Origin of the sequence: Pseudomonas sp. TH08, assembly GCF_016651275.1 — a bacterium.
Taxonomy (GTDB): Bacteria; Pseudomonadota; Gammaproteobacteria; order Pseudomonadales; family Pseudomonadaceae; genus Aquipseudomonas.
Genome location: NZ_JAEKEE010000004.1, coordinates 772,842 through 787,198, shown reverse-complemented (window position 1 = coordinate 787,198; position 14,357 = coordinate 772,842). Strand labels below are relative to the sequence as shown.

The 14,357-nt window shown below is 59.8% G+C and carries 13 protein-coding genes; 10 read left to right on the top strand and 3 right to left on the bottom strand.

Annotated elements, in window-relative coordinates; genetic code table 11:
• The first annotated feature begins 8 nt into the window (after window positions 1-8).
• The 9 genes from JFT91_RS20545 (at window position 9) to JFT91_RS20505 (ending at window position 8,597) form a co-directional block, all read left to right on the top strand.
• Window positions 9-977, top strand: a complete 969-nt coding sequence (locus JFT91_RS20545; protein WP_201233658.1) for a Gfo/Idh/MocA family protein — start codon at window positions 9-11, stop codon at window positions 975-977.
• 210 nt (window positions 978-1,187) lie between these two features.
• The gene (locus JFT91_RS20540) at window positions 1,188-1,940 is read left to right on the top strand and encodes a GntR family transcriptional regulator (RefSeq protein WP_201225301.1); all 753 of its coding nucleotides are present in this window, start codon (window positions 1,188-1,190) and stop codon (window positions 1,938-1,940) included.
• On the top strand, window positions 1,937-3,667 hold the full coding sequence (locus JFT91_RS20535) for a fumarate reductase/succinate dehydrogenase flavoprotein subunit (RefSeq protein WP_201233657.1): 1,731 nt from the start codon (window positions 1,937-1,939) through the stop codon (window positions 3,665-3,667). The genes JFT91_RS20540 and JFT91_RS20535 overlap by 4 nt, the downstream gene beginning before the upstream one ends.
• Before the next feature lie 27 nt (window positions 3,668-3,694).
• A complete protein-coding gene (locus JFT91_RS20530; protein WP_003225615.1) occupies window positions 3,695-3,940 on the top strand; it encodes a 4Fe-4S dicluster domain-containing protein in 246 nt (81 codons plus the stop codon).
• A 252-nt stretch (window positions 3,941-4,192) separates the two neighbouring features.
• Window positions 4,193-5,596 carry an ABC transporter substrate-binding protein gene (locus tag JFT91_RS20525; protein ID WP_201233656.1) on the top strand — a complete coding sequence of 468 codons (1,404 nt, stop codon included), beginning with the start codon at window positions 4,193-4,195 and terminating at the stop codon, window positions 5,594-5,596.
• Window positions 5,597-5,732: 136 nt separating this feature from the next.
• Complete coding sequence (locus JFT91_RS20520; RefSeq protein WP_518524882.1) at window positions 5,733-6,515, top strand: ABC transporter permease; 783 nt, start codon at window positions 5,733-5,735, stop codon at window positions 6,513-6,515.
• A complete protein-coding gene (locus JFT91_RS20515) occupies window positions 6,515-7,363 on the top strand; it encodes an ABC transporter ATP-binding protein (protein ID WP_201233655.1) in 849 nt (282 codons plus the stop codon). Before JFT91_RS20520 ends, JFT91_RS20515 begins: the two co-directional genes overlap by 1 nt.
• Window positions 7,360-8,322: a HEAT repeat domain-containing protein gene (locus JFT91_RS20510; RefSeq protein WP_201233654.1), complete on the top strand. Its 963-nt coding sequence runs from the start codon at window positions 7,360-7,362 to the stop codon at window positions 8,320-8,322. Before JFT91_RS20515 ends, JFT91_RS20510 begins: the two co-directional genes overlap by 4 nt.
• Window positions 8,319-8,597: a DUF971 domain-containing protein gene (locus JFT91_RS20505; RefSeq protein ID WP_201233653.1), complete on the top strand. Its 279-nt coding sequence runs from the start codon at window positions 8,319-8,321 to the stop codon at window positions 8,595-8,597. The genes JFT91_RS20510 and JFT91_RS20505 overlap by 4 nt, the downstream gene beginning before the upstream one ends.
• Before the next feature lie 131 nt (window positions 8,598-8,728).
• On the opposite strand, the gene JFT91_RS20500 is transcribed toward JFT91_RS20505, so the two are convergent.
• The 3 genes from JFT91_RS20500 to JFT91_RS20490 form a co-directional block, all read right to left on the bottom strand.
• A complete protein-coding gene (locus JFT91_RS20500; RefSeq protein ID WP_201233652.1) occupies window positions 8,729-10,387 on the bottom strand; it encodes a phosphoethanolamine transferase in 1,659 nt (552 codons plus the stop codon).
• Between the two features lie 211 nt (window positions 10,388-10,598).
• Window positions 10,599-11,336 (bottom strand): TorF family putative porin, encoded by a 738-nt coding sequence (locus JFT91_RS20495; RefSeq protein ID WP_201233651.1) that lies wholly within the window; start codon window positions 11,334-11,336, stop codon window positions 10,599-10,601.
• A gap of 145 nt (window positions 11,337-11,481) precedes the next feature.
• Entirely contained in the window at window positions 11,482-13,224 is a 1,743-nt protein-coding gene (locus tag JFT91_RS20490; RefSeq protein ID WP_201233650.1) for an amidohydrolase, read from the bottom strand.
• A 103-nt stretch (window positions 13,225-13,327) separates the two neighbouring features.
• Between JFT91_RS20490 and JFT91_RS20485 the strand changes: the two genes are divergently transcribed.
• The gene (locus JFT91_RS20485) at window positions 13,328-14,245 is read left to right on the top strand and encodes a LysR family transcriptional regulator (protein WP_201233649.1); all 918 of its coding nucleotides are present in this window, start codon (window positions 13,328-13,330) and stop codon (window positions 14,243-14,245) included.
• Window positions 14,246-14,357: the final 112 nt, after the last annotated feature.

Sequence of the window (14,357 nt, the reverse complement as noted above, 5' to 3'; positions counted from 1 at the left end):
GAGTCGACATGAACGTGGTGCGCTGGGGCATGATCGGGTGTGGCAGCGTCGCCGAGCGCAAGAGTGGGCCGGCCTTCTACAAGGTGCCCGGTTCGGCGCTGGTGGCGGTGATGGGCCGACGTCTTGACGCGGTGAGCGATTACGCCGCGCGCCACGGTATCGCTCGGGTCTACACCGACGTCGATGCGCTGATCAACGATCCCGAAGTGGACGCGGTGTACATCGCCACGCCCCCCGACAGCCACCACGCTTACAGCCTGAAAGTCGCCGCTGCCGGCAAACATTGCTGCGTGGAAAAACCCATGGCGCTCAACGCCGGGCAAAGCCGCGAGATGCAGCAGGCGTTTGCCGACGCAGGCCTGCACCTGTTCGTTTCCTACTACCGCCGTTCGTTGCCGCGATTTGCGCAGGTGCGGCAATGGTTGGAGGAGGGGCGTATTGGTGACGTCCGCCACTTGAGCTGGACGTTGACCAAGGCGCCGTCGCCGGCGGATCTCGATGGCCGCGATAACTGGCGCACCGATCCTGCAGTGGCCGGTGGCGGTTACTTCGCCGACCTGGCCAGCCATGGCTTTGACTTGTTCCAGTACCTGCTTGGCGACATCGTTGAGGTGGCTGGATTCACGGCGCGTCAGGCCGGTTTGTATGCAGCGGAAGACGCCGTCAGCGCCAGTTGGCGGTTCGCCTCCGGGGCGCTGGGCATGGGTTGCTGGAGCTTTGTCGCGGATCGGCGTGAGGATCGGGTCGAAATCATCGGCAGCCTCGGGCGGATCAGTTTTTCGGTGTTCGATGAGCATCCCGTGCAGTCGCACGCCGACGAACAGATCAGTCTGGAAATCCCTCATCACGAACACATCCAGTGGCATCACGTCCTTGGCATGAACGCGCACATTCGCGGTGATTCACAACACCCGGCCGTAGCCGAACAAGCCCTCAAGACCGATTGGGTCATGGACCAGATCCTCAAACGCCAGTAGCTCACAATCCCCCTGTAGGAGTGAGCCTGCTCGCGATAGCGGTATATCAGGTAAAAAATCGTTGACTGACACTCCGCTATCGCGAGCAGGCTCACTCCTACAAAGAGCAAACCTGTGAAGCATCTAAGGTTATGCCCATTCGGTATTTCTCAAACTTGTCATAACGTCTCTAAGATCACGTCATAACTCGTTATAACAAGTGATCCCGTGATGACCGATAACGTTCTCTCCCTAAGCAGCGTTCCTTTGCACACTCAACTGCGCGACGTCCTCCGTGCGCGCATTCTGGACGGTGAATACCCGCAAGACAGCCAGATGCCTTCCGAAAGTGAACTGGGTGCGCTGTTCAAAGTCAGCCGCATCACCGTGCGCCAGGCGCTCGGTGATCTGCAAAAGGAAGGTCTGATCTTCAAGATCCACGGCAAAGGCACTTTCGTTGCCAAGCCGAAAACCTTTCAAAACGTCAGCAGCCTGCAAGGCCTTGCCGAGTCGATGACCGGGCGCGGTTATGAGGTGATCAACCGCCTGCGCAGTTTCAAATTCATCCCCGCCGATAAACGCGTCGCCGAGCGTTTGCAAGTCGCGGAAGGCGAGACCGTGGCGCAGATCAAGCGCGTACGGCTGATCAACCGCGAGCCGATCTCGCTGGAAATCACCTACCTGCCCAAAGCCGTCGGCGAGCGCCTGGAGAAGGCTGATCTGGTCACCCGCGACATCTTCCTGATTCTCGAAAACGACTGCGGCATTGCCCTCGGCCACGCCGATCTGGCGATCGACGCGGTGCTGGCCGACAGCGACCTGACCCAGGCGCTGAACGTCGAGGCCGGCTCGCCGATCATGCGCATCGAGCGTCTGACCCACGACGCCAACGGCCAACCGCTGGACTTCGAACACCTTTACTACCGTGGCGACGCCTTTCAGTACCGCCTGCGAATCGACCGGCAAAAAGGAGCGCAGGCATGACCCGCAACGTTCTCGAACAGGAATACGACATCGTCGTTATCGGCGGTGGCACTGCCGGCCCGATGGCCGCGATCAAGGCCAAGGAAAAGAACCGCGACTTGCGCGTGTTGCTGGTCGACAAGGCCAACGTCAAACGCAGCGGCGCGATCAGCATGGGCATGGATGGCCTGAACAACGCGATCATTCCCGGCCACTCGACGCCGGAGCAGTACACCAAGGAAATCACCATCGCCAACGACGGCATCGTCAATCAGGCGGCGGTGTACGCCTACGCCACGCATAGTTTCGAAACCATTGAGCAACTCGACCGCTGGGGCGTGAAGTTCGAAAAGGACGAAACCGGCGATTACGCGGTGAAAAAAGTCCACCACATGGGCGCCTACGTGCTGCCAATGCCGGAAGGGCACGACATCAAGAAAGTCCTTTATCGCCAGTTGAAACGCGCTCGGGTCAACATCACCAATCGCCTGGTGTGCACGCGTTTGCTGACCGACGAGGAGGGCACCGTCAATGGCGTGATGGGCTTCGATTGCCGCACCGCTGACTTCCATGTGATCAAGGCTAAAGCAGTGATCCTCGCGTGCGGCGCGGCCGGGCGTCTCGGTCTGCCGTCGTCGGGTTACCTGATGGGCACCTACGAAAACCCGACCAACGCTGGCGATGGTTACGCGATGGCCTATCACGCCGGGGCCGAACTGGCGAACCTCGAATGCTTCCAGATCAACCCGTTGATCAAGGATTACAACGGCCCGGCCTGCGCTTACGTCACCGGTCCCTTGGGCGGCTATACCGCCAACAACAAGGGCGAACGCTTCATCGAGTGCGACTACTGGAGCGGGCAGATGATGTGGGAGTTTCATCAGGAGCTGGAAAGCGGCAACGGTCCGGTGTTTCTCAAACTCGATCATCTGGCCGAGGAAACCATTCAAAACATCGAGGAGATTCTGCACAGCAACGAACGCCCGAGCCGTGGCCAGTTTCACGCCAATCGCGGCACCGATTACCGCACGCAAATGGTCGAGATGCACATCTCCGAAATCGGGTTTTGCAGTGGTCATTCGGCGTCCGGTGTGTGGGTCAACGAGCGTGCCGAGACCTCGGTGAAAGGCTTGTACTCGGCCGGTGACATGGCCGCCGTGCCGCACAACTACATGCTTGGCGCGTTCACCTATGGTTGGTTCGCCGGGCACAACGCTGCGGACTTTGTCGCCGGGCGCGAGTTTTCTGCGCTGGATGCCGAGCAGATCGAAAAGGAAAAGGCCCGAGTCTACGCGCCATTGGATCGTGAAAACGGTCTGCCGCCCGCACAGGTCGAGTACAAGCTTCGGCGCTTCGTCAACGATTACCTGCAACCGCCGAAAGTCACCAAGAAGATGCAGATCGGCCTGCAACGTTTCAGCGACATCGAGCGCGACCTCGAGCAGATGAGGGCCAACAACGCCCACGAACTGATGCGCGCGATGGAAACCAGCGTGATCCGCGATTGCGCCGAAATGGCTGCTCGCGCCTCATTGTTCCGCGCCGAAAGCCGCTGGGGTTTGTACCACTATCGCGTCGATCACCCGCAGCGCAACGACAGCGAGTGGTTCTGCCATTGCCACCTGAAGAAGGGCGATGACGGCCAGATGACCAGTTTCAAGAAAGCCGTCGAGCCTTACATCATCCCGCTCGATGCCGAAGAAATGCAGGCCTACGACCGCTTGCGAGTCGGTGCCTTTGCCGCGTGATGCATCACTGAAAAGAGAGTCCGAACCATGGCCTATCAAGCCCAGGAAATCTTCTTCCGCTCCAATGCCCCCGTCACCGTGGACGAGGACAAATGCATCGCCGAAAAGGGCTGCACCGTGTGCGTTGACGTCTGCCCGATGGACCTGCTGGCGATCAACCCAGCGACGCAAAAGGCTTACATGGCGTTTGATGAATGCTGGTACTGCATGCCGTGCGAAAAGGATTGCCCGACGGGTGCCGTGAAAGTCGACATTCCTTATCTCCTGCGTTGACTGACAGGACGCCATCGCTGGCAAGTCGAATCGTCGCACCGCAGCTCCCACAGGGATTTTTGTTCGGACATAGATCTTGCAAACACCCGAAAACCCTGTGGGAGCTGGCTTGCCAGCGATGAGGCCGGCCCAGACAACCCAAAGCCATCCGGTGAACCCCGGACGCTGGATTCATCGAACACCCCTCGTTTCCCACCGCGCCCTGATCGCGGCGGAGACGAACTCAAATAAACGATTCGAGGGGAAACAACCATGTTGCGTGCAGCAATCGCCGGTCTGGTACTGGCCTCATTTACCTTGTCGGCCTCAGCCGAAACCATCCGCATCGCCATCGGCACCCAGGACACCACCATCAACTGCGCCGCAGGCGGTTTGCTGATTCGTGAACTCGGTCTGCTCGACAAATACCTGCCCCACGACGGCGCCTACAAAGACGCCAAATACGATGTGCAGTGGAAGAACTTCACCAGCGGCGCGCCGCTGACCAACGAGATGGTCGCCGGCAAACTCGACTTCGGTGCCATGGCCGACTTCCCCGGTGCGTTCAACGGTGTGGCGTTCGAAACTGCCGGCAAACACAGCCTGTTCATCAGTGTGCTGTCGGGCAGCATCAAGGGCAGCGGCAACGGCATCGTCGTGCCGAGCGCGTCGGGCGTGCAGTCGCTGAGCGAACTCAAGGGCAAGACCATCTCCGTGCCGTTCGCCTCCACGGCACACGGCATGTTGCTGCGTGCGGTGGCGGCGCAGGGCTGGGATCCGCTGAAAGATGTGAACATCATCGCCCAGCCGCCGGAGGTCGCCGGCTCGGCATTACAGGCCGGCAAGATCGACGCTCACGCCGATTTCGTGCCGTTCGCCGAACTGTTCCCGAGCCGTGGTTTTGCTCGCAAGATCTACGACGGCGCCCAGGCCAATGCGCCGACGTTCCATGGTGCGCTGGTGGATCAGGCGTATGCGAAGAAGTACCCGGAGATCGTCGTTGCTTATTTGCGGGCGAGTATCGAGGCCAATCAACTGCTCGCCGCCGAGCCAGAGAAGTACAGCGAGCTGATCGCCAAAGTCACCGGCGTCGATGCCGAGGTCAACTACCTGTTCCACGGCCCGCTTGGCGTGCAGACCCGCGACTTGAGTTGGAAGCCGGAATATCGTCAGGCGGTCGGCACCGCCATCGACACGTTGAAGCTGCTGAAGAAGGCCGACCGAGGCCTCGATCTGAATACCTTCATCGACGATCAATACATCCGTGCGGCGTTCAAAGCGTCGAATCTGGATTACACGGCGCAGTTGGGCAACTACGCGCAGACGCCGTTGAAAACCACGGATGCCGCGACTGGTAAAGCGATCACCGATTTCAGCCACGTCGCCGAAATCTGGGTGCGCGGTGAGAGCAAGGTGCGCCAATACGCCTCGGCGGAAGAAGCATTCACTGCGTTGGCTGCGTTGAAGCAGGAAGGCAAAAACATCCGTGCGGTGTATGCGCAGGCCAGTGACAGTGGGATCAAGTTATTGGCCGATCAGGCGTGGTTTGCCAGCGATGCCAAGGGTCGCTTGAGTGCGTTCCTGCTCAAGGGCCAGGCGCAGCAATTTGCAGCGGCGCAGGGCGGCAAAGTCTTCGACTTCACCGACGCCACCACCCAAGCCGTGGCCGTGCGCTAACCCCAATTACGCCGCGTTCCCCTGTAGGAGTGAGCCTGCTCGCGAAACGGTGTGTCAGACAACACAGCAACAACTGGCATACCGCTATCGCGAGCAGGCTCACTCCTACAGGGATTTGGGTTTAAGAGGAATTACTGTGTACCGATCCTATTTGCGCTGGGTCCCGCGAGCCGCCTCGCTACTGCTCTGCCTGCTGTTCTGGCAACTCGCCGCCAGCCATCACTGGAACCTCGGCCTCGTCACCTTCGCCAACGTGCCGACACCCATCGCGGTGATCGAAGCGGCGCTAGGCCTGGGCGACTCCGGCAAGCTCCTGCAACACCTGACCGCCAGCCTCAGCCGCGTCTTCGCCGGCTACCTCGCGGCACTGGTCATCGGCATCGCCCTGGGCCTGGCCATCGGCCGCTCGAAGTGGGCTGAAGACCTGCTGTTGCCACCCCTGGAAGTCCTGCGCCCAATCCCCGCCGTGGCGTGGATTCCGCTGGCGATCCTGATGTTCCCGTCGTCCGAACTGTCGATGGTGTTCATCACCTTCACCGGCGCGCTGTTCCCGATTCTGCTCAACACCGTGCACGGCGTCGAAGGCGTCGACCCACGCCTGATTGCCTCAGCGAAAAGCCTCGGAGCAGGGCGCCGGGCGATCCTGCTGGAAGTGATCCTGCCCGGCGCCGCGCCGAGCATCATCACCGGTCTGGCGATCGGCATGGGCACGTCGTGGTTCTGTCTGGTCACCGCGGAAATGATCTCCGGCCAGTTCGGCATCGGTTACTACACCTGGGAGTCCTACACCATTCAAAACTATGCCGACATCGTCGTCGGCATGCTCTTGATCGGTGTGCTGGGCATGGGCAGCAGTTTGCTGATCAAACGCCTGGGCGGGTTGTTCACGCCTTGGCATCGACCGCGAGGAAAAGCCTGATGAGCGTGATGCAAACCCCGGAAGGACGGATCGATATCCGCCAGTTATCCATTGTTCTTGGCGAAGGGCTGCAAGCCTTCGAAGCCGTGCAAGGCCTCGACTGCCAGATCGAGCCAGGCCAGTTTGTGTGCATTCTCGGCCCGTCCGGTTGCGGCAAATCGACCTTGCTCGGCGCCTTGGCCGGGCATCTCAACGCCCATGCCGGTAGCCTGAAAGTCGATGGCAGTGAAGTGTCAGGCCCATCACCGCAGCGCGGCATGGTGTTCCAGCATCACACGCTGTTTCCGTGGCGCACGGTGCGCGAGAACGTCGCTTTCGGCCTGAAAATGCGCGGCATCGGCAAGGCTGAGCGCCATCGCGCTGCCGATGACATTCTCAAACTGGTCGGCCTCGAAGGCTTTGCAGAGCGCTGGCCGGATCAGCTGTCCGGCGGCATGCAGCAACGTGTCGAAATCGCCCGTGTGCTGGTCAATCGCCCGCGCCTGTTGTTGATGGACGAGCCGTTCGGCGCGCTGGATGCGCTGACCCGTCTGAACATGCAAGAGCTGCTGCTGGACATCTGGACGCGCATCCGCACCACCGTGGTCTTCGTCACCCACGACATCGACGAAGCGCTGTTCCTTGCCGACCGATTGCTGGTGATGAGCGCACGGCCGGGGCGAATCATCGAAGACTTGCGCCTGGATTTCGCCCGACCACGCACCAGCGAATTGGTCACCAGCCATGAATTCTCCCGACTCAAGCGCCACTGCCTCGACCTGCTGCGCCACGACGATGACCGACCGCTGCCGCGCCTTAATCCGCTCGGCTTGCCTCCCGAAAATCCTTTACCGCGATTTGCCTTATGACCTCTATTTTTGCTGTGACCGAAAACCCTGACATCCTCGCCCTGCAACCGCGCCTGACTGCTGAAGATGCTGGCGTGCGGCGCATTGCGCTGATTGATCTGGCCGATCTGGAAGAGCCCGATGGCCTGCTCTGGCTGGTGGATCGCCTAAGCCTGGATCCTGCTGAAGAAGTCCGCGCTGAAGCCGCGCGGTTGCTGGAGGCCTGGGAGGAGCAACCGGTCGTTCAAGCGTTGTGTGAGGCACTGACCGATTCGGCGCCTGCCGTGCAATCCGCCGCCGCGCAGAGCTTGAGCCTTCTCAAGACCGAAGCGGCGGGGCGAGTCATTTTGCCTTGGACCGACCACGCTGACGTCGGCGTGCGTATAGCCGCGTTCCGCGCCTTGCGTGAATTGCGTTTCGCCAATGCCGCACCAGCGGCCGTCGCAGCGCTGAACGACGCCGACGCCAGCGTTCGTCGCGAAGCCGTCGGTGTGCTGGGCTGGCTCAAACAACTTGACGCGTTACCGGCATTAGCCCGATTGGCCAGCGATGACCCCGACACCGAAGTACGTCGCGCCGCCACCGGCGCTTTGGGGTTGGCCTCCAGCGCCGAAGTCCTGCCGGCTCTGCGCCAGGCCTTGCAGGACGACGCCTGGCAAGTGCGCGAAGAAGCCGCGACAACCTTGGGCAAAGTTGGCCACATCGACGCTGGCCCGGCCTTGATCGAAGCACTGGGCGACGACTACTGGCAAGTCCGCTTGCGCGCCACTCGCAGCCTCGGGCGTTTGCGTTTCGCTCCGGCGCTGGACGCCTTGATTGACACCCTCGGCCATCGCATCAGCAACCTGCGCAAGGAAGCCGCACTGGCCTTGGGTGAACTGAATGATCGCGGCGCTGTGGCCGCATTGCAGGCTGCGCAGGATGACGGCGACCCGGAAGTGCGCAAAGCCGTGCGCATTGCCCTGAGTCAGTTGCAATGAACCCGCGGTCGGTGGGGAATTCGCAGAGCGAACGTATGCTGCGTTTAAGCTGGCCTGACGGTCGCGAACAACAACTCGATCACGCCGAATTGCGCCGCCAATGCCCGTGTTCGCAATGCCGCGCGTTGCGCCTGCGCGGCTTGACGCCAATGGTCGATGACCGCATCCGCCTGATCGAACTCAACCCCCAGGGCTACGGCGTGCAACTGGTGTTCAGCGACGGCCACCAACGCGGGATCTACCCGTGGGCCTACCTGGAAAACCTCAATTCTTAGATTCACCACCACTCCCTTGTAGGAGCAGAGCTTGCTCGCGAAGGCGGTGTGTCTGCCAACATCATTGTTGTATGACACACCGCTATCGCGAGCAGGCTCACTCCTACAAGGGCAACTGCGCAATATCCGGGTTATTGCGCAGCCGTCATGGAAGGTCGGCAGCCATGGAAGATATCCAGCCCCGGCTGATACAGCGACGTCTTGACTTCAAACAGGCCGAGCACCGAATGAAACAGATTGTCATGGCTCAGATCCGCCTGCCCGGTCTTGCCTTGCAGACAACCGCGATCAATCCCTTCACTCGCCAACGTGCCATTGCCAAACCACATCACCATCGGCACATGGGTTTGCGCTTCAGGCGCCAGCGCATACGGCGCCGCATGCAGATACAGGCCGTTCTCGCCCAATGATTCGCCGTGGTCGGAGACATACACCATCGAGGTATCCAGCGAATCCTGATTGCGCTTGAGCAGTTCAACCACCTTGGCGAGGAAATGGTCGGTATACAGAATGGTGTTGTCGTACACGTTGACCAGTTCATCACGGCTGCAACTGCCCAACTGGTTGGTGTGGCAGATCGGTTTGAAACGTTCCATGTCTTGCGGATAGCGCTCGTAGTACTCGGGGCCGTGGCTGCCGTCGGCGTGCAGGACGATGATCGCGTGGCCCTTGAGGCTGTCGATGTAGCTTTGCAGGTCGGCCAGCAAAGCTTCGTCGAGGCAGTTGTTGCCATCGCAGAACGGCCCCGGCTGATTCTTCGCGATGTCACGGTGCGGCACGCGCAGGCAGGTGCCTTTGCAGTCGCTGTTGTTGTCCAGCCAAAGCACCTGCACGCCGGCACGCTGGAGAATGTCGAGCAGGCCTTCGTAGGTCTTGCCTTTCTTGTCGCTGTAATCCTCGCGCGGGAACATCGAGAACATGCACGGTACCGACACCGCCGTCGACGTGCCGCAGGAGTGCACTTGGGTGAAATTGAGGATGTCCAGTTTGCTCAGTTCAGGATTGGTCTCGCGCGCATAACCGTTCAGCGAAAAATGATCGGCACGCGCGGTTTCACCGACCACGAAGACCATCAGCGATTTTTTCTCGCGGTTCGCAGCCTTGGCGCTCATCACCGCGTCTTCGCCGATGGCTTGCACCACGAAGTGCTTTTTGATGCCCAGGCGTTGCTTGGTGTATTTGCTGATCGCGTAGATGTAGTTGGTCGGGTTGATGAAGTGGGTGAGCTTGTCTTCTTCGCGGAAAATCGGCGCGTACGTCGAATAGAACGCGCCTACCGAAGCGCCGATCACCAGCACGCAGGCGACGATCACCAGAATCTTGTTGAGCAGCCCGCGAAAGAACGGCCGATAGCGCACCGGCCAACGCCAGATCAGCGCGGCTGGCAGTACACCGAGCAGCAGCACGTAGGCCAGCAGTTTGCCGTTGAACAGCGCGGTGGTTTCAGATGGGTTGGTTTCGAAAACGTTCTGAATCATCACCGTGTCGATGGTGATCCCGTATTCGTTCATGAAATAGGCGGCGCAGGCCGAGAGCAGGGCGACCACGCTGAGCGCCGGTTTCAGCGTCCAGCGAAACGACACCAGGGTCAGCAGCAGCGTGATGGCGGCCCATAGAAACAGCCCGAAAGAAGCGAAAAACGCCACTTTGTGCGGGCCTTGCAGGGTGATCAGCGTCCCTAGCGCCTTCCAGGTCGCCAAGTTGTATAACGCCACCAGTGCCAGGGAAAACAGCAGCACCAGTCGGGTAGATGTGATGGACGGTAAACGCAGTCCGTTGCCCAAAGCCATTCTTGTTCTTCCTCTACGCAAATAGAAAACACACACGGTTACGCGTGTAACTGTAGAAGAACATTGGTAAAAATTCCGTAAACATCCCGTAACAAATACCCACCCCCTGTAGGAGCTGCCGAAGGCTGCGATCTTTTGATGTTGTTTTTTAACAGCAAGATCAAGAGATCGCAGCCTTCGGCAGCTCCTACAGGATCAGATTAGGTCTGGGTCAGAAGGATTTGCTGACGCTGGCGACCACGGTGGCGGTGCAGACGTCCTTGAAGCCCCAATTGCTCAGGCACTGGCTTTGCGACAGATCGGTGTCGATGTAGCTCAGGCCCAACACCACACCGGCCAGATTGTGAGTGAGTTTGACCTCCCATTCGCGGTACGACTCTTCGGCGCTGCCTGACGCCGAGTACAAGTGCGGATCCTTGAAGTCCATATTGCCGTAACGCAACTTCAGCCCTGATTCGTAAGGCAGCTCGGTTTCATAGCTGACGTAGCTGTACAGCGAGTTCTGTTTGCTATCGATCCCCGGCGCATCACTGGAGTAATACGCCGCCAGTTTCACGCCATAAACCCCGAGAATCCCGTAGACCTCGCTCTGGTTGAACTGGCTTTCCTTGGGGTAGGCATATTTGATGTAACCCAGATCGAGGCTGACATCCTCGGTCGCCTGCCACAGCCAACCGGTGTAGTAGTCGACTTCCTGACGGGTTTTCAGGCCGCCGCCGAAATCGACGTTCGAGCTCCAAGCGCCGAGGTACAGGCCGCTGCTGTGAGCGAGGGTCAGACCGGCCTGCACGGCGGGATCATTCTGGGTCTGCGAGATGCCGCGAGTGCGGTAATCGCTGGCCAGGGTCAGATCCACCAGCAGCGCAAAGTCGTCGTTCAAAGGGATCGCTTGGCTGCTCAAGGGCAGCACGCTCAAGAAACTCAGGGCGAACAGGGGCAAGGCTTTCATGTGAAGTCCCGATGTTGTGATTATTAGAGGGGCAGGCTGAAAACCTGTAGGAGCTGCCGCAGGCTGCGATCTTTTGCCTTTGATTTTAAAAACCAAGATCAAAAGATCGCAGCCTGCGGCAGCTCCTACAGGGAAAACGGTGGTGTTATTGAGCCGCGGTATAGACCTGACGGCCGCCGAACCAGGTTTGCAAAACTTTGGTGTCATGCAGGGCTTTGTTGTCGACGCTGAACACATCACGATCAAGCACGATGAAGTCTGCCTGCTTGCCCGGTGTCAGCGAGCCGATCTGTTTCTCCAGGCCGATGGTTCGCGCCGCGTTGACGGTGTAGGCGTAGAACATGGTTTCACGGTCCAGACGCTCGTCGGCATTGAGCACGCCCAGCGGGCCGACGCGGGTGATGGCCTGGGCCATGGCATTGAAGGGATTCGGCGAAGACACCGGCCAGTCACTGGCGCCGGCAATCGTCGCGCCCTGTTTGAGCAACGAATGCGCCGGGTATTGATAGCGAAAGGCTAGGGCGCTGACGTACGGTTTGATCATGTCGGTGGTGTAGTCGTCGGCGCTGGCCCAGAGCAACTGCATCGAAGCGATCACATTGAGCGGCTTGAAGCGCGCGAACTCTTTCGGGTTGACCATTTGCAGGTGGGTGATCGAGTGGGTAATGCCGCTCTGGCGATCCTTGCGCGCCTGTTCGATGCCGTTCAGCGATTCACGCACTGCGCGGTCGCCAATCGCATGGATATGCACCAGCCAACCACGCTGATCAATGGCACTGACCAGTTCGCCGAAATGCTGCGGATCGATCAGTAATTCACCCTGTTTGTGCGAGTTGCTGTATGGGTCGATCATCGCCGCGCTCTGTGCCGGGAACTCGATCACGCCGTCGGCGAAGATCTTGATGCCGGGCAAGGTCAGATTGGCAATGCCCTGAAATTGCTGACGCACCTTGTCCAGCGTATCGAGGTCGGCGGGCACGCTTTTCGGGTTGGCCACCAGCAGTGCGGCGACGTGCACACTCATGTCGCCGCTTTCCGACAGGGCTTTATAGGCCGGCAGCACGCCGACGGTTTTTTCGGTGGGCTTTAGCGCGAAAACGGCTTCGCCCGGCGCGGCGTTGGCGGCCGGGTCCATCCACGCGGTGATGCCGAGGCTGTTGTTGTAGCGCACCGCTGATTTGGCGGCGTTCAACATGTCGGCGGGGCTTGGCACCGGCATTTTCGAGGCGACGCGATCCCAACCGGCATCGACCACGAAGCCGTTGGGCTCGCCACTGGCCAGTTTGCCGAGGGTGTCCTTTTCTGCGTCGGGCAGGGTCTTCAGCAATGCTGCATCAATGCCGGCGCGTTTGAGCATCACATTGTTGGCCCACGCGGTGTGGTGGTCGCTGCCGATGAACACCACCGGCACGCTCGCCCATTCGCCGTTGTTGAAGGTTTTGCCCAGCGCTTCAGCCTGTGCCCAATAAGCCGAACTCATGCCGGCAATGCTCAGCACATCGCCGTGTTTGGCTTTGCCGTCGTCGCGCCAGCCGCGCAGGCGTTTTTCCAGCTCATCGAGGGCGACGACTTCGTCCTCCATGTTGGCCGACACCATTTCCAGTCCACCGAAAATCGCGTGGGAATGGCTGTCGATCAGGCCGGGCATCAGGGCTTTGCCCTTGAGGTCGATGACTTGGGTGCCGGGTTCGATCAAGGCTTTGATCTGCGCATCTGTGCCGACTTTCAGCACCTTGCCGTTTTCCACGGCCAGTGCCTGAACCTTGGGTTGCGCACGGTCGGCGGTGAAAATCTTGCCATTGAGCAGGATCAGATCAGGCGCGGCCATGGCTTCCATCGAGGCAAAACTTACAGCGACAACCAACAGCTTCGGGATGAATCTTTTCATTGAAGATTTCCTTGTTATTGCGTCTGATGGCGAGATTAGTGGCTGGCAGCGGCTGACAGAACGCCTCCCGCACGAAAAACATTTTTGCCTGAATGGAAAAAGCATGGACAAGTTGGGCGCATTGAAAATGTTCGTGGTCACCGCGCAGCTCGGCAGTTTCAGCCGCGCCGCCGAGCAATTGGGCAAGACCCCCTCGGCCCTGACCAAAGCGGTCAACCATCTGGAGTCTGAACTCGGCGCGCGGCTGTTCGAGCGCAGCACGCGGCGGATTTTGCTGACCGAGATTGGCCGGGTGTATCTGGAAACTGCGCGGCTGGTGTTGCAGCGGCTGGACGAGGCCAGCGAAGAAATCGAGCAGTTGCAGCATGGCTTGCGCGGCAGCCTGAAAATCACTGCGCCGCTGGCCTATGGACGGGCGTTTCTCGATCAGGTGTGTGACGGTTTTTTGCAGCAATACCCGCAGATCAGCCTGCAAGTGGATCTGTGTGATGCGTTCGTCAATCTGCTCGAAAGTGGTTATGACCTGGCCTTGCGTGAAGGCCACGATGACTTGCCGGGGCTGATTGCGCGGGTGGTGGGCAGCAATCGCCTGGCCCTGTGCGGCAGCACGGAGTACCTGGCGCGCAAGGGCTTGCCAGTCAATCCACAAACCCTTGAACAGCATGAATGGCTGCTCTATCAGCACCCGTTGCTCAGCCGCGAATTCTGGTGGGCCGAGCGCGACAGTCAGCGCCTTAGCCTTCCTCAACCGGCGACGCCGCGGTTGCGCAGCGACAATTACGATCTGTTGCTGGCCAGCGCTCTGGCCGGGCGCGGTTTGCTGCACACGCCACTGTGGAGCGCTGCGCCGTACATCGCCGACGGGCGACTGGTGCGGGTCATGGCTGATTACGAGATCGACCCGGATACCTTCGGCCCGCACATTCTCGCGGTGTACCCGAGCCATCGGCGGGCCACGGCCAAAGTCGTGGCGTTCATCGATTACATCGCCGGGTTCCTCGCCGAACGCCACCTCAACTGACGCCAAATCCCCTGTAGGAGCTGCCGCAGGCTGCGATCTTTTAATGTTTTTTTAAAGGCAAGATCAAAAGATCGCAGCCTTCGGCAGCTCCTACATGGATTTACGCGGATCC